Consider the following 21,439-nt stretch of genomic DNA (forward strand, 5'->3'; position numbering starts at 1 on the left):
TAGTTAAGCTCTCCAGCGCCCATGGTAGTTGGGGCTCGCGCCCCTGCGAGAGTAGGACGTTGCCAGGCAATTGAAAGACTTCTTAGTCATAGGACTAGGGAGTTTTTTTGTTATCTTGAAATTAATCTTGACGAAAACTAATCATCCCTTTATCTAATTTTTGGTATATAATAATAGATGAAACAGGATAGGGGGATTTGATGGACTTTTGGTGTTCAACTTTATATGATGAAAGCCATGGATTTGTATCGAATTACGGAGAAAGTATTTTAGCTTTACTTGCTCCAAAAAAAGGCGAGCGAATACTTGATGTAGGCTGTGGTACAGGTGATCTTGCAAATGAGATAGCGAAAAGTGGTTCCATTATTAAAGGAGTAGATCGCTCATCTAATATGGTTAAACAAGCACAAAAAAAGTATCCAAATCTCCATTTTGACACTTTGGATGTCTATAGTATGAATTATCAAGACGAATTTGATGCTGTTTTTTCTAATGCAACTTTGCATTGGGTGACGGAACCAAAGAAAGCTTTGGAGAAAATATATCAAAGCTTGGATACAGGTGGAAGAATCGTGGCGGAATTTGGTGGTAAAGATAATGTTCAACAAATTAGACTGACCATTCAAGAGTCCTACGAGACTATATTTCCACAGAAAGATTCTTTAATGGAACCATGGTATTTTCCAAGTATAGCAGAGTATACATCGCTAATGGAGGAAGTTGGATTTACTGTTAGTTATGCAAGATACTTTTCTAGACCAACTCCATTAGATGGAGAAAATGGATTAAAAAATTGGATCATTATGTTTGCTGCGAGTATGTTAGCTCATTTGAGCGAAATGGAAAAGAGTCAATTAATACATCATATTGAGGGACAACTAAGGCCAATTCTTTATCAGGATAATCAATGGTTAGCAGATTACTGTCGAATTCAAGTGATTGGACATAAAAATTAACATGTTTCACGTGAAAAAACATTAAAAAATGTCGAAGAAAAAATCTATGATTCTTTGTATATCATTTAATAGATTGGCCATACTAATTAATGGAGGTGTGGCATATGGACAAAAATGTACATCCACATATTTGTGGTATATGTGACCAAGCAAAGCATGAAGGTATTTTCTTATATCAACTTTATATTTGTAATGAGTGTGAGAAAGAAATAGTTTCTATCAGTCCTAAAGATGAAAACTATCAATACTATGTAGAGAAATTGCGTGCTGTCAATCAATCTTCTTATACTATATAATGGAATCACATTACGTGATTCCATTATTTTTTTATCCAATCCAAAAAATAATAGGAATTGTCGTAATTAAGAAATAGCTTAATTTTATAGGAGAGAGGGCGTATCATGCATAATGAGCAAAATCAAATACCGCTCTATCAAGCACTGAAAGATTTTAAAGATAACCACAATATTTCATTTCACGTTCCAGGTCATAAAAATGGTGAAATATTCATATCAAAGGCAAAGAAGGAGTTTCAGCCTTTATTACAGTTAGATCTTACGGAATTGGATGGGTTAGATGACCTCCATGCACCAGATGGAGTTATTCATGAGGCGCAATCACTAGCTGCTGAGTGGTTTCAATCTAGCTATACCTATTTTTTAGTAAATGGCAGTACTGTGGGCAATCTAGCTATGATATTAGCAACATGTCAAGCAGGAGATCAAGTGCTTGTTCAACGGAATTGTCATAAATCGGTTTTACATGGAATGGAGTTAGCTGGAGTTCAGCCCATTTTCCTACCACCTGCATATCATAAAACGAAACAGAGATATACAGTCCCTTCTCTAGAAACAATAAAGAAGGCAATAAATGAATACCATGCAGCAAAAGCAATTATCCTTACTTATCCTGATTATTTTGGGGATATATATCCCTTAGAGGAGATAATTAAAGCTGCGCATGCTCGTAATATAATCGTCTTGGTTGATGAAGCACATGGTTGTCATTTTTCATTACCTTACCTATCCATTCGATCTGCTTTAGTATTGGGAGCAGATATTGTTGTTCAATCTGCTCACAAGATGACACCTGCATTAACAATGGCTGCCTATCTTCACGTACAGAGTAATCGAGTAGACCGTCAGAAGCTAAGTTATTATTTACAAATGTTACAATCAAGCAGCCCATCGTACCTTATTATGGCAAGTTTAGATTTAGCTCGTTATTATTTAGCAACCTACACACAAGAGCAAAGTGAAAAGCTATTTACATATATAGAGAGAATTCGTGCCTGTTTTGCTGATAATGATTATTGGATTTTAGAAACGAACAATGATCCCTTGAAACTGTGTTTACGCGTAAAAGAACATATAGATAGTACGGATGTCAAACAGCTATTTGAAGAAGAAAAGCTAATTCCAGAACTTACAACGGAAAAGCATATTTTGTTTATTTTAGGATTAGAGCCTAGCATTGATCCCCTTATTTTAGAAGAAAAAATAACAAGAATTAAAGATAAATTAATTTTTTCTTCTAAGCGTGCTACAATAGAAAGTAGAAATCAATACTTTTTTAATGAGGAGATTAGTCCATTAGCTTTATCGTATGCCGATATGCTGCACCAAAAGCAAAAATGGTGCCAATGGGAGGATGCGGTTGGTAAAATTGCAGCAGAGGCAATTATTCCATATCCGCCAGGAATCCCCTACATTATAAAAGGGGAACAAATCAGAGAAACAACTGTACAAAAGATAAAAGATCTATTCGAACAAAAAATAAACTTTCAACCAAGCAATAGAGAAAATGGCTTATTTATTTACGAGGTAGCAGAAGGAGAATGAACGTGTTTATAACATTTGAAGGTGGCGAGGGTGCCGGTAAATCGACAATCTTAACCCGCCTAGCACAACGATTAACAGAAGAAGGATATCAAGTAATCAAAACAAGGGAACCGGGTGGTATTCCTATTGCAGAAAGAATTCGTGATATTATTTTAGATACTAAAAATACGATGATGGATGCAAGAACGGAAGCTTTACTATACGCTGCTGCTAGAAGGCAACATTTAGTGGAAAAAGTAGAACCAGCATTAGCTGAAGGGAAAATTGTATTGTGTGATCGTTTTGTAGATAGCAGTCTTGCTTATCAAGGGGCTGCACGTGGTCTTGGCGTCGAGGAAGTGTTTCAAATTAACCAATTTGCTATTGCAGGCCAGATGCCAGATCTCACCCTGTTTTTTGATATAAAGCCTGAAGAAGGGCTAAAACGAATAAATAAAAATGCGGAAAGGGAACAAAATAGATTAGATTTAGAATCATTAGCGTTCCATCAACAGGTATATGAAGCGTATCAACAATTACTTGAGAAATTTCCAGACCGGATTGAGAGAATTGACGCAAAATTTGATATAATAGAAGTAGAAGAACAATCATATAAAAAGATTAAAGCATATTTATAAAATAAAAGGAGGCGGCAATTGTGAAATTAATTATGGCGGTAGTACAGGATAAAGATAGTAATCGTTTAATTGATGCACTTGGAGAGCATCAGTTCAAAACGACGAAATTGTCATCTACTGGCGGGTTTCTGAAGGAAGGTAATACGACATTGATGATTGGCTGTGATGATGAATATGTTGATGAGGCCTTGGACACCATCCGTGATAATTGTAGCAAACGAGAGCAATTGGTTTCCCCCGTTTCTCCAATGGGTGGGAATGCGGATTCTTATATTCCACGACCAGTCAATGTAGAAGTTGGTGGAGCAACTGTATTTGTGGTACCTGTCGATTCTTTTCATCAATTTTAAAAGGTAGGTTTGTTATGAAAATCAGTCAAGAAATGAGAACGCAACTGGAAGCATTAAATAAACAAAATCAACAATCAAGACCTCCAGCCCAACGATTTGATACAATGGTAAAGCAACAATCAACACAATTAAAACAAGCAGAACTGCAAAAATTAATGAGTGAACTGACTGCGCAAGGACAAAAAATTGCTCGTTTTCGTTCCTTTAAGGATATCGCTAAGTACAAAAGAATGGTAAAACGATTCGTAAAAGAAGCAGTTGACTACGGAATGACGTTAAAGCAGTCCCACAGCTTTATGTTAGATGGAGATAACCGTCGATTAACAATTGTAGAAGAAATTGATGAAAAATTAATGGAATTAACGGAATCTGTTATGGATCAGGAAAAAAACTCCATTCAAATTTTAGACTTAATTGGAGAAATAAAAGGACTCCTCATTAACTTATATACGTAAGAGAACAAGAGGGTAGATTAGCTGCGGGAAACAACTAATCCATCCTCTTCTTTATAAGGTAAGAAGCAGAGATGACTACGATGAGCTTAGTTAGAACGGACGCTCTGCACTTTTCTTTATTACAATTTATCACGGTGCTAAACGGCTGTAAGACCCCTTCAAGTTTCAAGTAAGATAAGGAGGATAACAGACGCTAACACCCTGATAAGTTTCGCTATTGATCAGGGAGGTCAAAACTCCCACTTTATCATAAAAAGGAAAGTAGGCATGAAAATGGACACTGTATGGGCAGATATGTTGGAAAAACAGCCTATTGTTAGTAAGATGGTGATTAACAGCATCAAAAAATCAAGAATATCTCACGCCTATTTATTTCACGGTGATAAAGGCACTGGAAAATATGAGTTGGCACTTCTTTTTGCCATGAGTATTTTTTGTAAAAAACGTACAACTGTCGATCCTTGTCATCAGTGTAGTGACTGTCGCCGGATTAAAAGTGGGAATCATCCTGATTTACATATTATTATCCCTGATGGTGCAAGTATTAAAAAAGAACAAATTTTACATTTACAAAAAGAATTTACTTATACAGGACTAGAATCAAACAAAAAAGTATATATTATTTCACAAGCAGAAAAAATGACCGATAATGCATCCAATCGGTTGCTGAAATTTTTAGAAGAGCCTAGTCAGCAAACAACAGCCATTTTATTAACAGAAAATAGTCATGCGTTGTTAACAACGATTCGATCAAGATGCCAGATGCTTGCCTTCCAACCATTAAATCCTAAGCAATTAGAGAGAAGTTTACAAGAGGAAGGGTTAACAGAAGCGAATGCCCGTCTAATGACTCATATAACGAATAATTTAACAGAGGCTATCGAGAAGAGTAAGGATACTTGGTTTGCACAGGCACGAAAATTAGTGGTACAATTAGTTGAAATGCTTCAACATAATAAGGACGAAGTGCCAATATTTGTGCATACGCAGTGGATGCCGCATTTTAAGGAACGTACACAATTACAAGAAGGTCTCGATTTATTATTATTATGGTTTAGAGATATTGTTCATTATCATCTGGACGAGCCTTCTGCCATTGTGTTTGCTAATCATCAAAGTAAGTTAGAATCTCAAGCGATGTATTGGTCTTTGCATGATGCAACCACTAACTTACAAAGTATTATGGATGCCAAGCGTAAGTTAGAACAAAATGTGCACCCACAGTTAGTATTGGAGCAATTAACACTTCAAATATAGAGGTGAATATTCGTGATAGAAGTTATAGGTGTCCGTTTTAAAAAGGCGGGTAAAATATATTATTTTGACCCAGATGACTTAAAAATCGCAACAGATGATTATGTCATTGTCGAGACTGTCAGAGGAGTAGAGTTTGGAAAGGTTGTAGTGGCAAATAAAAAAGTGGATGAAGAAGATGTTGTTCTTCCCCTTAAGAAAGTAATCCGTATTGCTAACGACAAAGATAAATTGATCGTCGTAGAAAATAAAGAAATTGCGGAGGAAGCCTATCAAACTTGTCAGGAGAAAATCAAAGAACATGAATTAGAAATGAACTTAGTAGATGTCGAATATACGTTTGATCGCAATAAAGTTATTTTCTATTTCACCGCTGATGGCAGAGTCGATTTTCGCAATTTAGTCAAAGATCTTGCGTCTGTATTCAAAACAAGAATCGAATTGCGTCAAATTGGTGTCAGAGATGAAGCTAAGCTTTTAGGAGGAATTGGCCCTTGTGGTCGTATGCTGTGTTGTTCCACATTTTTAGGCGATTTTGAACCAGTATCGATTAAAATGGCGAAAGATCAAAACCTTTCACTCAATCCATCAAAAATCTCTGGTCTTTGTGGACGATTGATGTGTTGTTTGAAATATGAGAATGATGGTTATGAAACAGCTAAAAAACAATTACCAGACCTTGGTGAAGAAATTACCACAGCTTATGGTCGTGGCAAGGTAGTTGGACTAAATATCCTGGAGCGCCTTATTCAAATTGAAATTCCTGAAAAGGAACGAATGATTGAATATACATTAGATGAACTTATAGATGAAGGAGTTATTAAAACCCAGGCCACAGAATAATGGGGTGGAAGTACGTGAAGAAAAAAGAATTATTTGAACAAGTTTCAGATATGGAAGAGCAAATTGGCCAATTATATCAGCAGTTAGGGGATTTGAAACAGCAGTTAGGAGAAATGCTGGAGGAAAATCACCGATTAGAAATGGAAAATCATCATCTAAGACAAAGATTGGACAATGAATCGGAGGATTCTGATCAATACGAAGAGGCTGATGGTGATTCTGAAATTGGTGAAGGATATGACAATTTAGCAAGACTTTATGAGGAAGGCTTTCATATTTGTAACGTACATTTCGGAAGCCCGAGACAAGAAGGCGACTGCCTCTTCTGCCTGCTATTTCTAAATAAAACCAAATAAATCGAACCAAGGCTGGCATAATAAATGTCAGCTTTTGGTTTATTTTCTACCCATTACTTAATATATTGAAGGAGTAAACAAATGCAACTTAAAGAAGATGAACGAATTGACGATCTATTAACAGATCAATCGATGCAAATCATTCAAAGTCCGACTAAGTTCGCTTTTTCTATTGATGCTGTCTTATTAGCAGATTTCGCAACGGTACCATTAACAAGAGGAAAAATACTTGATCTTTGTTCAGGTAATGCCGTTATTCCGTTATTATTATCAAGACGGTCTAATGTCCCGATCACGGGCGTCGAAATACAAGCACGATTATACGATATGGGATGCCGCAGTATTGCACTCAATCAACTTAACGATCAAATTAAGATGATCCATGGTGACCTGAAGGATATGCCAGATCATTTCAAAAACAATAAGTTTGATTTAGTAACCGTTAATCCTCCCTATTTTCAGACCGAAAATAAAAACCATCATAATCAGAATGATTACCTGACAATAGCAAGACATGAAATCTATTGTACATTAGAAGATGTGGTACAATCGTGTAGTAAGCTCGTAAAATCTGGTGGTAAAGTTGCAATGGTGCATCGCCCATCACGATTTGTCGACATTATTACGTTATTTAGAGAGTACAAAATAGAACCGAAACGAGTTCGCTTCGTCTATCCGAAGGAAGGAAAAGAAGCAAACATTCTATTAATAGAAGGAATTCGAGATGGTAAACCAGATTTAAAGCTGTTACCACCACTATATGCTTTCGACGAAAAAGGAAAGTATACAAAAGAGTTAGAAGGTATATTATATGGAAGAAAAAAATAATCATTACGTCTATATTCTCAAATGCAAGGATGGAACGTTATACACAGGTTACACAACTGATATAGAGCGAAGACTTAAAATGCATGAACAAGGAAAAGGTGCCAAATATACAAGAGGCCGAGCCCCATTTCAATTGCAGTACCAACAACAATGTCAGACAAAATCAGAAGCATTACAATTAGAAGCAAGGATTAAGAAGCTTTCTAGGAAACAGAAGGACTTATGGATAAAAGAAAAGCAAATGGAAAGGTATGGCATATATGCAGATACAAAGGAGTTACCAAACTGATACAGAAAGTGGCACGTTATATGTGGTGCCGACACCAATTGGTAATTTAGAAGATATGACGATTCGCGCATTACGTATATTAGAAGAGGTAGATACTGTGTTAGCTGAAGATACAAGAAACACTGGGAAGTTGCTCCATCATTTTGAACTCAAGAAAAAAATGATCAGTTATCATGAACATAATAAAATGGCAAGACAAGATCAAATTCTAGAGCTGTTGAGCAATGGAGAGAATCTTGCGTTAGTAAGTGATGCTGGTATGCCAGGGATTTCAGATCCGGGGTATGAAGTAATACAAGCCGCCATACAATCGGATTTTCCAGTTGTTGTTTTACCAGGAGCTAATGCAGGATTATCTGCGCTTGTTGGCTCAGGCTTACCAACCGACCATTTTTATTTTTACGGATTTTTACCACGAAAGAAAAAAGATCGCGATCAAGCATTGCAATTATTACAGTCAATAGATACGACGTTCATTTTATACGAGTCTCCTCACCGTATTGAGGAAACAATCAAGCTATTAGCTGAAACACTTGGTGATAGACAGGTAGCAATAGCCAGGGAATTAACGAAAAGATACGAAGAATATATTAGAGGGACTTTATTAGAAATAGCAGAATGGTTTGGAGGTAACTCTTTAAAAGGCGAATGCTGCATTATAGTGGAAGGTGCTAGGGAAAGCAGTGAAACGAATTGGTGGGTAGATTTAACGTTAAAAGAGCATGTTGAAAAGGTGATGGAATTAGAAGGATATTCAAGTAAAGAAGCGATCAAAACAGTTGCAAAGGAACGCAAGGTTCCCAAACGAGAGATTTATAGTGCCTATCATATGTAAATGGATTTAAACGGACATTAGTGGTAAATGTACATAAAAAAACCTCGTTTCAAGTTATGAAACGAGGTTTTTCCTATGGTTAATCTAACGAAAAATATGGTCAGATTATTGATTTAACTTTTTTTGGATTTCATCAATGAGCGTCTTAGCACCTTCAGGACTAAGTACTAGTTTCCCATCCGCTAATGTGAAATTGTCGTCAGAGATATCACCTGTAACATGACAAGTCATATTCGGTTTATATTTTTGTAAGATAATACGCTCGTCATCGACATAAATTTCAAGAGCATCTTTCTCTTGAATGCCTAAAGTACGACGTAATTCGATCGGTATAACAACACGACCGAGCTCGTCTACCTTTCTTACAATACCTGTAGATTTCATTAAATAATTCTCCCCTTCGATAAATAAATTCGGCAATATTCGACATCTATAGCGATATAATACCATTAGTTGCCATAAATGTCAAACTTAATTTAATCAATTTTCAAAAGGCTTTATCAAGTTTTTGAACAAAAAATAGTACCGCGATTATAGATAATATTCGACATTTTTTGTTGTTTTAAATGCTAATTAATTGGTGACAATGTATTTATGATGGAAAAATGTTCGAAAAATCGCTACAATAAAAGCAGACTCTTTATTTATATAGAATAAAAACGTATTGAGGAGGTATAACATGACAGAACACAACAACACTTTTTATATAACGACACCAATCTACTATCCAAGCGGAAATTTACATATTGGCCATGCATATAGTACGGTTGCTGGAGATGCGATGGCACGTTATAAGCGTCTTAGAGGTTACGATGTTCGCTATTTAACTGGAACGGATGAACATGGACAAAAAATCCAAAAAAAAGCGAACGAAGCAGGGGTTACACCTCAAGAATATGTAGACGATATCGTAAGTGGTATTAAGGATTTATGGGAGAAATTAGATATCTCTTATAGTGATTTTATTCGTACCACAGAAGAACGACATAAGAAAGTTGTCGAAAAGATATTCGCTCGTTTGTTGGAACAAGGTGACATTTACTTAGATGAATATGAAGGTAAATATTGTACTTCTTGTGAGTCCTTTTTTACAGAACGCCAATTAGTTGATGGACGCTGCCCTGATTGTGGGGGGCCAGTTGAGGATGTAAAAGAAGAATCTTATTTCTTTAAAATGAGTAAATATGTCGACCGACTTCTTGCTTTTTATGATGAAAATCCGGAATTCATTCAGCCGGAAAGTCGTAAGAACGAAATGATTAATAACTTTATTAAACCAGGACTAGAAGATTTAGCGGTTTCCCGTACAACGTTTGACTGGGGAATTAAAGTTCCTGGAGACCCTAAACATGTCATTTATGTCTGGATTGATGCATTAAGTAATTACATTACTGCTTTAGGGTATGGTACAGATGATGACAGCTTATATCAAAAATATTGGCCTGCAGACGTCCATTTAATGAGTAAGGAAATTGTCCGTTTTCATACGATTTATTGGCCAATTATGTTAATGGCATTAGATTTACCATTACCGAAAAAGGTATTTGCACATGGATGGATTTTAATGAAAGACGGAAAAATGTCGAAATCAAAAGGAAATGTCGTTAACCCGACCGATTTAACAGAGCGTTACGGATTAGATGCATTACGCTATTATCTGTTACGTGAAGTTCCATTTGGTTCTGATGGTGTGTTCACACCAGAAGGCTTTGTAGACCGTACGAATTACGATCTAGCCAATGACCTGGGTAACTTATTAAATCGTACAGTAGCAATGATTAATAAGTACTTTGATGGGGAGATCCCTGCTTTCCGTGCTTCTGAAGAATCTTTTGATGAACAATTGGAGAATTTAGCTAAAGAAACGGTAGCGAATGTAGAAGAAGCTTTAGATGAGATGGGATTCTCTGTTGCGTTAACACACATTTGGAAATATGTTAGTCGAACAAATAAATATATTGACGAAACAGAACCATGGGTTTTAGCGAAGGATGACAGTAAAAAAGAACGTTTAGGTAATGTCATGGCCCATTTGGTTGATAGTTTACGAAGAACAGCCATTTTATTACGCCCATTCTTGACACAAACACCCAATCAAATTTTTGAACAGATTGGTGTAATAGACCAAGAATCACTGCATAGCTGGGATAGTTTGTTAGAATTTGGTGTAGTGGAAGCCGGAACGAAAGTTGTGAAAAAAGATCCGATCTTCCCGCGTTTAGATGTCGAAAAAGAAGTACAAATTATTAAAGACATGATGACAAAACCTGAGCCCGAGAAGAAAGAAACGAAACAGTCATCAAAAGATGAGATCACATTTGATGACTTTATGAAATTAGATCTACGTGTAGCAGAAGTAACACACGCAGAAAAGATGAAAAATGCTGATAAATTGTTGCGTATCCAATTAGATCTTGGAAATGAAAAACGCCAAGTAGTGTCAGGAATTGCACAGTACTATAGCCCTGATGAACTGGTAGGAAGAAAAGTAATATGTGTAACAAACTTGAAGCCAGTTAAACTACGTGGCCAGTTATCAGAAGGAATGATTTTATCGGGAGAAGACAAAGACGGGAAGCTTTCTCTAGCTACCGTAGAAGCAGACCTTCCAAACGGCTCTGTCGTTAAATAAATAAACACTAAAAAGTATACACACGGTTACCATCCCAATGACACGCGTGTATACTTTTTGTTTAGCAAAATAATAAATATGCTGTGAAGTTATTCTTTAGTTATTGCTATCTTCAGCTTCTTCTAAAGAGTGCAGGAATACCGCTCCGGCAGAATACTTCGCTTTCCGTGGGTACGGCTTCAGCTAACTTGGTAAGGAAAATCCCTTTACCAAGTGGATCTTCAGCTCGTACTGTTCCCACAGGAGTCTCCGCATTCTGCCTGCGCTAACTTTCCTGTTCTGATTGTTGAAAGAAGAAAACCATTGGAATTATCATCGCAGGGTTTCTTCTTACCTGATCAAAAAATCACTCAAAGCTGCGGAAAAAATGCGAGACTCCTGTGGGAAAGGAACAGTCTGAAGACCCCGCAGACAAGCGATCTTAGCTTGTAGAGGAGGCTGAAGCGTTCCCCACGGAAAGCGAGTGTTTTTTCCGCAGCGACAGGTTAGCACTCATTCAGATCAGAATGGAAGAATGCCTTTTAGTGATAATTTTCATTAGTTTGCAGTAATTAAATACGAGGATATGGAAGATGGGTTTTTACCTGTTTTTGCTAAGGAGGAATTAGATGTTATTCGATACACACGTTCATTTAAATGTATCTCAATTTGACGAAGACCGCGAAGAAGTGTTACAACGAGCTAAAGAAGCAGGTGTCGAAAACATGGTTATTGTCGGGTTTGACCATGAAACAATCCCAAAAGCAATTGAGATGGCAGAACAGTATGAGCATATTTATGCGGCAGTAGGCTGGCACCCAGTTGACGCTATTGATATGACCGAGAAGGAACTGGAATGGTTAGAAGAGCTATCCGCGCACCCGAAAGTAGTTGCACTCGGGGAAATGGGGTTGGATTATCACTGGGACAAATCGCCAAAAGAAATCCAAAAAGAAGTTTTCCGTAAGCAAATTCAGTTAGCTAAGAAAGTCAACTTACCAATCATTATTCATAATCGGGAAGCGACAGAAGACATTATCCAAATACTGCAGGAAGAAAAAGCAGAAGAAGTAGGCGGTATTATGCATTGTTACAATGATTCAATCGATTATGTGGATGCATGCTTACAGATGAACTTTTATATATCATTAGGTGGACCTGTAACTTTTAAAAACGCTACACTTCCCAAGGAAGTAGCAAAGTATGTACCTGCAGACCGCCTGTTAATCGAAACAGATTGTCCATTCCTTGCACCACACCCAAATCGTGGAAAAAGAAATGAACCAGCATATGTGAAACTGGTAGCCGAAAAAATAGCTGAGTTAAGAGAAATAAGCTATGAAGAAATAAGTAAGCAAACGACAGAGAACGCACGCAAATTCTTTGGTATAACAAGCTAATTGTTGCTTAAACGGCAATGTTGCAAGTAATGTTACGGTAATGTAAACTATTTGAAATATTTAAATATAAAGAGCAGTGAATCCCTTTGAATTCAAGGGATTCACTGCTTTTTTTTATTGGTAAGCAAGTTTGACACTTAAAAAGTATCTTTATATAATACAACGGCGAGTAAAAGGAGGGAAGAGTTCATGAAGCGTCTTAAAATCAGTCACATTTTGAACAATAAAGACTTCGTCTATGCACTTTCTTTATTTGTCTTTATCGGATTTATCTGCATCTCATTTTATGAATTATCGAAGGCAGAAGTTACCGTTGTTCAAGATGGTGAAACTACGACAGTTCGTACACATGCTAATACTGTCGAAGATGTTCTAAATGAACTTGCAATTGATGTGAGAGAACACGATGCCCTTTCACATAAACTAAGTGACCTCGTAGATAGAGAGATGAGAATCGAGCATACAATTGCAAAAGAAGTAATTGTCACTATAGATGGAATCAGAGAAACATTTTTTACAACTAGTGATACAGTAGAAGAATTTCTGGCAGAGCAAGAAATTGAATTAACAGAAAATGATCAATTATCATTAGCAACAAATACAGAAATACATGATAACTTAGTGATCGATATTGAAAAAGCGTTTCAAGTTACCATTAATGATGCTGGTGAAGAACAACAAGTCTGGACTACGGGTGGTTCTGTTAAAGAGCTATTGAAAGAACACGGTATTGAAATAGATGAATTAGATCGTGTTCAGCCTAAACAGTCAGCCTCTTTAAATAAAAATACAGATATCGAAATTACCCGAATAGAAAAACTTACAGATGTTGTGGAAGAAGAACAAGATTATCCTGTTGTGAAGCGCAATGATAATTCTCTAGAAAAAGGAAAAGAAGAAATCGTTTCAGAAGGTGAACCAGGTTTAGTAGAAAAGCATTATGAAGTAGTCTTAGAAAACGGGGAAGAAGTATCCCGTAAACTTATTAAAGAAGAAGTGAAAAAAGAAAGTAAAGAAAGAGTAGTTGCAGTTGGTTCGAAAGTAGACCAACCATCAGCATCGACAGCTTCTTCTAGTAATTCATCTGCGAATGAAGCGAAAGTCGAAACTGTATCCCGTAGTGGCAGTGAAGAGAAGGGTAAAACCCTTTACATGAAAGCGACAGCATATAATTGGGATTGTTCATCCTGTGATGGCAGAGGACTGACAGCTACTGGATATAATTTAAAAAATAATCCAAATGGTGTTGTAGCAGTTGATCCTAGTGTGATACCTTTAGGTACAAAGGTTTGGGTTGAAGGATATGGTTATGCTGTAGCCAGAGATACAGGGGGCAATATTAAAGGTAATAAAATTGATCTTCATATGCCAACCAAACAGAAAGCTGCAAGCTATGGTACGAAAACCGTAAAAGTAAAAATTATAGAATAAAATACAAAGCTTACCTTTTTGAAAGGTAAGCTTTTCTTTTTTGGATAAGAACATAAGATTGCTACGGCGTTTCTCTTTTGTTCATCCGTCGCTAAGCAGGCACTAGTCCTTTTCTTATGTTAAAATAAAAAGAGTTTAAGCAAGAATGGAGGAGCCTTTTTGAAGGTGAAAGAAATTATTGTAGTAGAAGGAAAAGATGATACAGCCAAATTAAAACAGGCCATAGATGTCGATACAATCGAAACAAACGGCTCTGCGATTAATAAAGATATATTAGAACAAATTGCACATGCTAAAAATAAACGAGGAGTTATTGTCTTTACCGATCCTGACTATCCTGGTCAACGGATCAGACAAATTATTGACCAGCATGTTCCAGGATGTAAGCATGCCTTTTTAACGCGAGAAGAAGCTGTTTCAGACAGAAAACAGCATAAGAGTCTCGGAATAGAGCACGCCTCCTTAGAGGTGCTTCGTAAAGCGCTACAAGAAGTATACGAGTTAACAGAGGATGGACAATCAGAAATTACAAAATCAGATTTAATTCGTTTTGGTTTAATTGGCGGTCGTGGCTCAAAAGAAAGAAGAAAGAAATTAGGACAACAATTAAGAATTGGCCATATTAATGGCAAACAGTTATTAAAAAGGCTACAAATGTTTCAAATTACCAAAAATGAATTTGTAGAAGTGATGGAGCAAATAATACAGGAGGAAAGTGAATGACGGAGCAGAAAGCAATAGCCACACCAAAGCGAACAAAGGAAATTCTTGAGAAGTATGGCTTTTCCTTTAAAAAAAGTTTAGGGCAGAATTTTCTAATCGATGTAAATATTTTAAAAAACATTATCGATAAAGCTGGCATTACGAAAGAGATGAATGCAATTGAAATTGGCCCAGGTATTGGCGCGTTAACCGAACAATTAGCGATTGCAGCAGATAAAGTAGTTGCGTTTGAAATAGATGGACGATTATTACCGATTTTAGAAGACACGTTACAAGCATACGATAATGTCGAAATTATTAATCAAGACATACTGAAAGCAGATTTTGAAGAGGTATGGAAGACTCATTTTCAAGATGATAAGCTGGTAAAGGTTGTCGCAAATCTCCCTTACTACATTACAACGCCGATTTTAATGCAATTATTGATGGCTAATTTACCAATTTCCAGTATTACCGTAATGATCCAGAAGGAAGTAGCAGAACGAATGGCAGCACATGAGAATACAAAAGAATATGGATCCTTATCGATTGCCATTCAATATTATACAGAAGCACAAGTAAAGATGGTTGTACCGAAAACGGTATTTATGCCCCAACCGCGAGTAGATTCGGCAGTATTACATTTAGAAAAGCGAGAGAAGCCACCAGTTCAAGTAGACGACGAAGCATTCTTTTTTCAATTAGTACAAGCGAGCTTTCAGCAAAGAAGGAAAACGTTACGAAATAACTTATCACGACATTTTAAAGAAAGTCTTTCAAAAGCTGAGATCGAGGAAGGATTTGAACATGTCGGTATCGATGGCACAAGGCGTGGAGAATCGTTAACTATTGGAGAATTTGCCGCTTTAGCTAATTACTTTAAGCAAAAACAGCAAGAAAATTCCTAAAAAATTAGGAGTTTTCTTTTTTTATACATAATTTTCTTAGAAAAAGGCAAGCTATTGACATAACTTCCAACTTTTTTATTGACAGCTTTCAATTAGTATTGTTATAATAGAATATTTTTAATTGACGGTTGGACAAGAATGTAGTATAATTATCCTTAGTGAGGTGGAATGTATTGGCTAAAACATTGGTTGAAATCAAACAAGGTTTAGATGGAAATGTCGGCAAACGTCTACGGATCAAAGCAAATGGTGGAAGAAAGAAAACCATTGAGCGTTATGGTACATTAGCAGAAACATACCCTTCCGTTTTTATTGTTGAACTTGATCAGAAGGAGAATGCATTTGAGCGTGTTTCTTACAGTTATGCAGATGTTCTCACTGAAACAGTTGAATTGAATTTTACGGAAGATTTAGAAGCGGTCTCAGGAGAGCAGTAAACTTTGTTTACTGCTTTTTTTACTGCAATAACTCAGCTATTATGGATTATTTTTAATCCGGTTCGTCAAACATTCAATGCCAAGAAGATGACTATCACCCTTTTATTACCTCGTATCGTTCAAGTAATAAAACATAAAATAGGACTGTCGTAAAACACGACAGAAAGGGAGTATCTTCAGTGGGTAGAAGACGTGGTCTTATGTCCGATCAATTTAAAGAAGAGCTTGCTAAAGAATTAGGTTTTTACGACACGGTGCAAAAAGATGGTTGGGGTGGTATTACCGCACGCGATGCAGGTAATATGGTGAAAAGAGCAGTACAAATGGCAGAAGAGAGTTTACAAAAGGACAAAGTCTAAGACTTTGTCCTTTTTGCGCTTTTCTTTGTTTTTATGGTATCTTTACATAAAGTAAAATTCTGAATATAAAATTATCAGTAGGTGAGCGACTTTGTATATCATTGAAAAAGCCCCGGCTAAAATTAATCTAACACTAGATGTGCTTTATAAACGACCAGATCAATACCATGAAGTGGAAATGGTAATGACTACTGTCGATTTAGCCGATCGTATTGAATTCTTTCTCTTGGAAGATGATAAGATAGAGGTAGCATCTGAAAATCGTTTTGTTCCTAATGATGAACGAAATTTAGCATATCGAGCGGCAAAATTATTGAAGGATCGTTACCAGACGAAACAAGGAGTACGAATTAAAATAGACAAACAAATTCCGGTAGCTGCCGGACTTGCTGGCGGGAGCAGTGATGCTGCTGCAACATTACGAGGGTTAAATCGTTTATGGAACCTTCAATTAACATTGGACGAGCTGGCTGTTTTAGGAGCAGAAGTGGGTTCCGATGTAGCCTTTTGTGTGTATAATTCCACAGCTCTTGCAAAAGGAAGAGGTGAAAAAATTATCGAACTACCGGCACCACCTCAGTGCTGGGTGGTATTGGCAAAACCGACACAAGGTGTCTCCACACAATCTGTGTATCAATCACTACAACTAGACGATTTAGACCACCCAGATACAGAAGGCATGGTTAAAGCGATTAAACAATGTGATTACCAAGGTGTTTGTAGTAGATTGAAGAATGTACTGGAAACCGTCACATTACCTAAAAACCCCGAAGTATTCCAAATAAAAGATCAAATGTTACGATCTGGTGCAGATGCTGTATTGATGAGCGGAAGTGGTCCGACCGTATTTGGTCTCGTTCAACAAGAAAGTAGAGCTGACCGTATTTATAATAGCCTAAGAGGATTTTGTGAAGAAGTATATGTTGTGAGACTATTGGGTAGTCATCAAAAACTTGATTAAACACGTATAAAATGTTATATTTACCACAAATTATTCGGATTTTGAGGTGTAGTAATGAAAAGAAGTGATCGTCTGGTTGCGATGACAAATTATTTAGTAGAACATCCAATGGAATTAATTTCTCTTCCTTTTTTTTCTGAGACATATGGTGCTGCAAAGTCTTCGATTAGTGAAGACTTGTCAATTATCAATCGTATGTTTAAAGAAGATGGGATTGGCTATCTAGAATCCATTTCTGGTGCAGCAGGAGGAGTAAAATATGTACCAAATGTTTCTATAGAAAATAGTGAGTCTATCATTGAAAAGTTGTGTTACCAACTGGAAGATCCTAACCGGATTTTGCCTGGTGGCTATTTATTTATGAGTGATATTTTAGGGACGCCGAGTACAATTAGGGATATTGGCAGACTTTTTGCTTCTCGTTTTGCTGAATTAAATATTGACTCTATTGTAACAGTAGCAACGAAGGGAATTCCATTAGCTTATGCGGTTGCTTCGTTTCTAAATGTTCCTGTAGTAATTGTTCGTCGTGATCCAAAAGTAACAGAAGGTTCAACAGTAAGTATTAATTACGTATCAGGCTCTTCCAAGAAAATACAGACCATGGTATTGTCTAAGCGGAGTTTAAAGCCAGGAGAGAATGTATGTATCATTGATGATTTTATGAAAGCTGGTGGTACGATAAATGGGATCAAGAACTTATTACAAGAATTTGATGCAAATGTAAAAGCAATTGGTGTGCTTGCAGAAGCGGAGGACGAGGAAGAAGATCGAGTAGTGGATGACTACACTTCTTTATTACAAATAAAAAATGTAGACTCTAACAATAAAGAAATTGAGGTAATGAAAGGGAATTACTTTGACCAGTAGTAAAATATCGTGTACAACCGTTTAGATCTAAACCTATCGAATCATGTCATCACCACTTACTATAAGAAAATTTTCTTAAAAAAGATAAAATTTTTTATAAATTAGGCAGGAATTTTAAAAAGTTTGTTGAATTTAAGATAGTAAGTTCTTAAATAGGGAAAAGGTGGTGAAACATAGTGGAAGTAACTGACGTGAGATTACGCCGCGTGAATACCGATGGAAGAATGCGAGCTATCGCATCCATTACATTAGACCATGAATTTGTGGTACACGATATTCGAGTGATTGACGGGAACAATGGAATGTTTGTAGCAATGCCTTCTAAACGTACACCGGATGGTGAATTTAGGGATATTGCGCATCCAATTAACTCTGGTACAAGGGCTAAAATCCAAGATGCTGTTTTAGAAGAGTATCATCGTGCTGGAGAAGCTGAAGTTGAATATGAAGAAGCTGGAGCTTCGTAAAAAAGAGTGAAAAAGTCTAATCAAAATTTTGATTGGGCTTTTTATTTTTGTATATAAGCAGAAGGTTTCACAAGAGAGAGTAAATCTAGAAAAATAAATTCCCTATTCCTTGGTCTAAGTTAGAATTATAGATAAAAATCGCTACTGTATTATTGGTTATTAAATTATGCCATCTTTATTGAAAATACGCTGGTTTTCGTATATATTCATAATTGGGATATTAATGTTCAAATTCAGAATATCTTATATATAAATTATCGGAGTGAATCGAAACGGAGGGACTATCTTGTCAAATCGCTATGCAATTGTTTTAGCAGCCGGAAAAGGAACAAGAATGAAATCTAAATTATATAAAGTTCTCCATCCTGTATTAGGGAAGCCAATGGTACAACATGTGGTCGATGTGTTAAAAGGGTTGAGCCTTGCCAATATAACTACTGTTGTCGGTTTTGGAGCGGAAAAAGTACAAGAACAGTTAGGAAATAGTTGTGCATTTGTTATTCAAGAAGAACAACTAGGAACAGGACATGCTGTACAGCAAGCTAAAGAATATTTAGCCGATAAGGAAGGTACAACTATTGTCGTTTGTGGTGATACACCGTTATTAACGAAAGAAACAGTGCAAGCTGTATTAGATCAGCACGAAAGTGAAAATGCAGCCGTTACTATTTTAACTGCACATGCAGAAGATCCCTCAGGTTACGGCCGAATTATTAGAAATGCAAACAATCAGGTCAGCAAAATAGTTGAACAAAAAGATGCGACAGAAGAAGAGAAAGCCGTTCAGGAAATTAATACAGGAACCTATTGCTTTGATAATAAATGGTTATTTGAAGCATTGAAGAAGGTATCCAATGATAACGCACAGGGCGAATACTATTTACCTGACGTTATTGAAATTGCACAAGAGGAAGGTAAGAAAGTAACTGCTTATCAGACAGATAGCTTTGAAGAAACAATCGGTGTTAATGATCGTGTGGCATTATCTCAAGCAGAAGCACTTATGAAAAAACGTATTAATGAGCAACATATGAGAAATGGTGTAACGATTATCGATCCTGCTAATACTTATATTGGTGTTGATGTCCAAATTGGAACAGACGTAGTGATTGAGCCAGGATGTGTATTAAAAGGAAACACGACTATAGAGGATGAGGCTATCATTGGGCCTAACTCGGAAGTGACTGATTGCCATATTGGAGCAAATACGGTATTTCGTCATAGTGTGGCAACATCAAGTTATATCGGAAGCCGAGTCCAGGTTGGACCGTTTGCTCATATTCGTCCAGATGCATCTATTGGCGATGAGGTAAAAGTAGGTAATTTTGTTGAAATTAAAAAGTCAAAGATAGATAATAAAAGTAAAGTGCCACATCTTAGCTATATAGGTGATGCAGAAATAGGAAGCAACGTCAATATTGGCTGTGGTGCGATTACCGTTAATTATGATGGCAAGAATAAGTTCAAAACAATGATAGAAGATGATGCTTTTATCGGATGTAATGCTAATTTAATTGCACCAGTTACCATTGGTAAAGGTGCACTCGTTGCAGCAGGTTCGACCATACACCAAGATGTACCAGGTGACGCATTATCGATTGGCCGGGCAAAACAAGTAAACAAAGAGGAATATGCAAAAAAATATAAATAATTAAAAGAACTTATGGAGGTATACACATGTCCTATAAGGATTCATCCTTAAAAGTATTTACATTAAACTCGAATCCAAGGTTAGCGGAAGAGATTGCGGCCAATATTGGGGTGGAATTAGGAAAAAGCTCGGTAACGAAATTCAGTGATGGAGAGATCCAAATAAATATTGAAGAAAGTATCCGTGGCTGTGAGGTCTATGTTGTGCAGTCTACTTGTGAACCAGGTAATCAACATATAATGGAACTATTGATTATGATCGATGCATTAAAAAGAGCTTCAGCAAATTCGATCAATATTGTGATGCCCTACTATGGGTATGCCCGACAAGATCGTAAAGCGCGTGCCCGTGAACCAATTACAGCTAAGTTAATTGCGGATCTATTGCAAACAGCTGGGGCTACCCGAGTCATAACATTAGATTTACATGCTCCACAAATTCAAGGTTTCTTTGATATTCCGGTTGACCAGTTAGTTGGAGTTCCGATTTTATCTAGTTATTGGAGTAAAAAAGGATTAGAGGATATCGTGGTAGTTTCACCTGACCACGGAGGCGTAACGCGTGCTCGACAATTAGCAGATAGATTAAAAGCACCGATTGCAATTATTGATAAGCGCAGACCCCGTCCAAATGTGGCAGAAGTGATGAACATTGTTGGAAATATTGAAGGAAGAACAGCGATCCTGATCGATGATATTATTGATACAGCAGGAACCATAACATTAGGTGCCAATGCATTAATCGAAAACGGAGCTACAGATGTCTATGCATGCTGTACACATCCCGTATTATCAGGACCTGCAATTGACCGGATCCAGAATTCAAAAATTAAAGAATTAGTTGTAACAAATAGTATTCCACTACATGAAGATAAACAAATTGATAAGATTACTCAATTATCAGTCGCTCCTTTAATTAGCGAAGCCATTATACGTGTTCATGAACGTCAATCTGTCAGTATTCTATTTGATTAATTTCAAAAAAAGAGGTTTAGCCTATTAAACTCAAGGGAAATATA

At 36.7% G+C, this 21,439-nt stretch carries 25 protein-coding genes; 24 read left to right on the forward strand and 1 reads right to left on the reverse strand.

All coding sequences use genetic code 11. From position 1 onward, the window contains the following. The first annotated feature begins 200 nt into the window (after nucleotides 1-200). The 12 genes from ACTNEP_RS19325 (at nucleotide 201) to rsmI (ending at nucleotide 8,624) form a co-directional block, all read left to right on the forward strand. Nucleotides 201-956, forward strand: coding sequence for a class I SAM-dependent methyltransferase (locus ACTNEP_RS19325; RefSeq protein WP_441163600.1), 756 nt, complete (start codon nucleotides 201-203; stop codon nucleotides 954-956). 104 nt (nucleotides 957-1,060) lie between these two features. Beyond that, nucleotides 1,061-1,252 (forward strand): sigma factor G inhibitor Gin, encoded by a 192-nt coding sequence (locus ACTNEP_RS19330; protein ID WP_441163601.1) that lies wholly within the window; start codon nucleotides 1,061-1,063, stop codon nucleotides 1,250-1,252. A gap of 105 nt (nucleotides 1,253-1,357) precedes the next feature. Further along, entirely contained in the window at nucleotides 1,358-2,797 is a 1,440-nt protein-coding gene (locus ACTNEP_RS19335; protein WP_441163602.1) for an aminotransferase class I/II-fold pyridoxal phosphate-dependent enzyme, read from the forward strand. Further along, the gene (gene tmk, locus ACTNEP_RS19340; protein ID WP_441163603.1) at nucleotides 2,794-3,414 is read left to right on the forward strand and encodes a dTMP kinase; all 621 of its coding nucleotides are present in this window, start codon (nucleotides 2,794-2,796) and stop codon (nucleotides 3,412-3,414) included. The genes ACTNEP_RS19335 and tmk overlap by 4 nt, the downstream gene beginning before the upstream one ends. A gap of 20 nt (nucleotides 3,415-3,434) precedes the next feature. Then, nucleotides 3,435-3,764 carry a cyclic-di-AMP receptor gene (locus ACTNEP_RS19345; protein WP_441163604.1) on the forward strand — a complete coding sequence of 110 codons (330 nt, stop codon included), beginning with the start codon at nucleotides 3,435-3,437 and terminating at the stop codon, nucleotides 3,762-3,764. A gap of 14 nt (nucleotides 3,765-3,778) precedes the next feature. Continuing rightward, nucleotides 3,779-4,219 carry a YaaR family protein gene (locus ACTNEP_RS19350; RefSeq protein ID WP_441163605.1) on the forward strand — a complete coding sequence of 147 codons (441 nt, stop codon included), beginning with the start codon at nucleotides 3,779-3,781 and terminating at the stop codon, nucleotides 4,217-4,219. A gap of 273 nt (nucleotides 4,220-4,492) precedes the next feature. Beyond that, nucleotides 4,493-5,476 carry a DNA polymerase III subunit delta' gene (holB, locus tag ACTNEP_RS19355; protein WP_441163606.1) on the forward strand — a complete coding sequence of 328 codons (984 nt, stop codon included), beginning with the start codon at nucleotides 4,493-4,495 and terminating at the stop codon, nucleotides 5,474-5,476. A 12-nt stretch (nucleotides 5,477-5,488) separates the two neighbouring features. Continuing rightward, nucleotides 5,489-6,316, forward strand: a complete 828-nt coding sequence (locus ACTNEP_RS19360; RefSeq protein ID WP_441163607.1) for a PSP1 domain-containing protein — start codon at nucleotides 5,489-5,491, stop codon at nucleotides 6,314-6,316. Beyond that, nucleotides 6,316-6,672 carry a DNA replication initiation control protein YabA gene (gene yabA / locus ACTNEP_RS19365; protein ID WP_441163608.1) on the forward strand — a complete coding sequence of 119 codons (357 nt, stop codon included), beginning with the start codon at nucleotides 6,316-6,318 and terminating at the stop codon, nucleotides 6,670-6,672. The genes ACTNEP_RS19360 and yabA overlap by 1 nt, the downstream gene beginning before the upstream one ends. A gap of 81 nt (nucleotides 6,673-6,753) precedes the next feature. Continuing rightward, complete coding sequence (locus ACTNEP_RS19370) at nucleotides 6,754-7,500, forward strand: tRNA1(Val) (adenine(37)-N6)-methyltransferase (protein ID WP_441163609.1); 747 nt, start codon at nucleotides 6,754-6,756, stop codon at nucleotides 7,498-7,500. Next, nucleotides 7,484-7,789, forward strand: a complete 306-nt coding sequence (locus tag ACTNEP_RS19375; RefSeq protein WP_441163610.1) for a GIY-YIG nuclease family protein — start codon at nucleotides 7,484-7,486, stop codon at nucleotides 7,787-7,789. The genes ACTNEP_RS19370 and ACTNEP_RS19375 overlap by 17 nt, the downstream gene beginning before the upstream one ends. Continuing rightward, entirely contained in the window at nucleotides 7,761-8,624 is an 864-nt protein-coding gene (rsmI, locus tag ACTNEP_RS19380; protein ID WP_441163611.1) for a 16S rRNA (cytidine(1402)-2'-O)-methyltransferase, read from the forward strand. The genes ACTNEP_RS19375 and rsmI overlap by 29 nt, the downstream gene beginning before the upstream one ends. Nucleotides 8,625-8,729: 105 nt before the next feature. Here rsmI and ACTNEP_RS19385 read toward each other — a convergent pair whose 3' ends face one another. Next, nucleotides 8,730-9,008 carry an AbrB/MazE/SpoVT family DNA-binding domain-containing protein gene (locus tag ACTNEP_RS19385; RefSeq protein WP_441163612.1) on the reverse strand — a complete coding sequence of 93 codons (279 nt, stop codon included), beginning with the start codon at nucleotides 9,006-9,008 and terminating at the stop codon, nucleotides 8,730-8,732. A 295-nt stretch (nucleotides 9,009-9,303) separates the two neighbouring features. Between ACTNEP_RS19385 and metG the strand changes: the two genes are divergently transcribed. The 12 genes from metG (at nucleotide 9,304) to ACTNEP_RS19445 (ending at nucleotide 21,395) form a co-directional block, all read left to right on the forward strand. Next, entirely contained in the window at nucleotides 9,304-11,256 is a 1,953-nt protein-coding gene (gene metG / locus ACTNEP_RS19390; protein ID WP_441163613.1) for a methionine--tRNA ligase, read from the forward strand. A gap of 608 nt (nucleotides 11,257-11,864) precedes the next feature. After that, nucleotides 11,865-12,635 carry a TatD family hydrolase gene (locus ACTNEP_RS19395; protein WP_441163614.1) on the forward strand — a complete coding sequence of 257 codons (771 nt, stop codon included), beginning with the start codon at nucleotides 11,865-11,867 and terminating at the stop codon, nucleotides 12,633-12,635. Between the two features lie 189 nt (nucleotides 12,636-12,824). Beyond that, nucleotides 12,825-14,066, forward strand: coding sequence for a ubiquitin-like domain-containing protein (locus ACTNEP_RS19400; protein WP_441163615.1), 1,242 nt, complete (start codon nucleotides 12,825-12,827; stop codon nucleotides 14,064-14,066). A gap of 159 nt (nucleotides 14,067-14,225) precedes the next feature. Then, a complete protein-coding gene (gene rnmV / locus ACTNEP_RS19405; protein WP_441163616.1) occupies nucleotides 14,226-14,789 on the forward strand; it encodes a ribonuclease M5 in 564 nt (187 codons plus the stop codon). Next, complete coding sequence (gene rsmA, locus ACTNEP_RS19410; RefSeq protein WP_441163617.1) at nucleotides 14,786-15,676, forward strand: 16S rRNA (adenine(1518)-N(6)/adenine(1519)-N(6))-dimethyltransferase RsmA; 891 nt, start codon at nucleotides 14,786-14,788, stop codon at nucleotides 15,674-15,676. The genes rnmV and rsmA overlap by 4 nt, the downstream gene beginning before the upstream one ends. A 173-nt stretch (nucleotides 15,677-15,849) precedes the next feature. Further along, nucleotides 15,850-16,113 (forward strand): biofilm formation stimulator Veg, encoded by a 264-nt coding sequence (veg, locus tag ACTNEP_RS19415; RefSeq protein ID WP_441163618.1) that lies wholly within the window; start codon nucleotides 15,850-15,852, stop codon nucleotides 16,111-16,113. A 179-nt stretch (nucleotides 16,114-16,292) separates the two neighbouring features. Continuing rightward, entirely contained in the window at nucleotides 16,293-16,472 is a 180-nt protein-coding gene (locus ACTNEP_RS19420; RefSeq protein WP_441163619.1) for a small, acid-soluble spore protein, alpha/beta type, read from the forward strand. A 91-nt stretch (nucleotides 16,473-16,563) separates the two neighbouring features. Next, entirely contained in the window at nucleotides 16,564-17,433 is an 870-nt protein-coding gene (ispE, locus tag ACTNEP_RS19425; RefSeq protein ID WP_441163620.1) for a 4-(cytidine 5'-diphospho)-2-C-methyl-D-erythritol kinase, read from the forward strand. Nucleotides 17,434-17,487: 54 nt separating this feature from the next. Then, a complete protein-coding gene (gene purR / locus ACTNEP_RS19430; protein ID WP_441163621.1) occupies nucleotides 17,488-18,303 on the forward strand; it encodes a pur operon repressor in 816 nt (271 codons plus the stop codon). A gap of 176 nt (nucleotides 18,304-18,479) precedes the next feature. Further along, on the forward strand, nucleotides 18,480-18,770 hold the full coding sequence (spoVG, locus tag ACTNEP_RS19435; protein WP_018934289.1) for a septation regulator SpoVG: 291 nt from the start codon (nucleotides 18,480-18,482) through the stop codon (nucleotides 18,768-18,770). Nucleotides 18,771-19,056: 286 nt separating this feature from the next. Next, nucleotides 19,057-20,421 (forward strand): bifunctional UDP-N-acetylglucosamine diphosphorylase/glucosamine-1-phosphate N-acetyltransferase GlmU, encoded by a 1,365-nt coding sequence (gene glmU / locus ACTNEP_RS19440; RefSeq protein ID WP_441163622.1) that lies wholly within the window; start codon nucleotides 19,057-19,059, stop codon nucleotides 20,419-20,421. A 20-nt stretch (nucleotides 20,422-20,441) separates the two neighbouring features. Beyond that, entirely contained in the window at nucleotides 20,442-21,395 is a 954-nt protein-coding gene (locus ACTNEP_RS19445) for a ribose-phosphate diphosphokinase (protein WP_441163649.1), read from the forward strand. Nucleotides 21,396-21,439 lie beyond the last annotated feature (44 nt).

The organism is Gracilibacillus sp. HCP3S3_G5_2 (assembly GCF_052063305.1).
Lineage (GTDB): Bacteria > Bacillota > Bacilli > Bacillales > Amphibacillaceae > Gracilibacillus.

What these genes read in the sequence shown, in the direction of transcription:
- ACTNEP_RS19325 (WP_441163600.1), top strand. Translation starts at nt 201, where the DNA reads ATGGACTTTTGGTGTTCAACTTTATATGATGAAAGCCATGGATTTGTA.
- ACTNEP_RS19330 (WP_441163601.1), top strand. Translation starts at nt 1,061, where the DNA reads ATGGACAAAAATGTACATCCACATATTTGTGGTATATGTGACCAAGCA.
- ACTNEP_RS19335 (WP_441163602.1), top strand. Translation starts at nt 1,358, where the DNA reads ATGCATAATGAGCAAAATCAAATACCGCTCTATCAAGCACTGAAAGAT.
- tmk (WP_441163603.1), top strand. Translation starts at nt 2,794, where the DNA reads ATGAACGTGTTTATAACATTTGAAGGTGGCGAGGGTGCCGGTAAATCG.
- ACTNEP_RS19350 (WP_441163605.1), top strand. Translation starts at nt 3,779, where the DNA reads ATGAAAATCAGTCAAGAAATGAGAACGCAACTGGAAGCATTAAATAAA.
- holB (WP_441163606.1), top strand. Translation starts at nt 4,493, where the DNA reads ATGGACACTGTATGGGCAGATATGTTGGAAAAACAGCCTATTGTTAGT.
- yabA (WP_441163608.1), top strand. Translation starts at nt 6,316, where the DNA reads ATGGGGTGGAAGTACGTGAAGAAAAAAGAATTATTTGAACAAGTTTCA.
- ACTNEP_RS19370 (WP_441163609.1), top strand. Translation starts at nt 6,754, where the DNA reads ATGCAACTTAAAGAAGATGAACGAATTGACGATCTATTAACAGATCAA.
- ACTNEP_RS19375 (WP_441163610.1), top strand. Translation starts at nt 7,484, where the DNA reads ATGGAAGAAAAAAATAATCATTACGTCTATATTCTCAAATGCAAGGAT.
- rsmI (WP_441163611.1), top strand. Translation starts at nt 7,761, where the DNA reads ATGCAGATACAAAGGAGTTACCAAACTGATACAGAAAGTGGCACGTTA.
- ACTNEP_RS19385 (WP_441163612.1), bottom strand. Translation starts at nt 9,008, where the DNA reads ATGAAATCTACAGGTATTGTAAGAAAGGTAGACGAGCTCGGTCGTGTT.
- metG (WP_441163613.1), top strand. Translation starts at nt 9,304, where the DNA reads ATGACAGAACACAACAACACTTTTTATATAACGACACCAATCTACTAT.
- ACTNEP_RS19395 (WP_441163614.1), top strand. Translation starts at nt 11,865, where the DNA reads ATGTTATTCGATACACACGTTCATTTAAATGTATCTCAATTTGACGAA.
- ACTNEP_RS19400 (WP_441163615.1), top strand. Translation starts at nt 12,825, where the DNA reads ATGAAGCGTCTTAAAATCAGTCACATTTTGAACAATAAAGACTTCGTC.
- rsmA (WP_441163617.1), top strand. Translation starts at nt 14,786, where the DNA reads ATGACGGAGCAGAAAGCAATAGCCACACCAAAGCGAACAAAGGAAATT.
- purR (WP_441163621.1), top strand. Translation starts at nt 17,488, where the DNA reads ATGAAAAGAAGTGATCGTCTGGTTGCGATGACAAATTATTTAGTAGAA.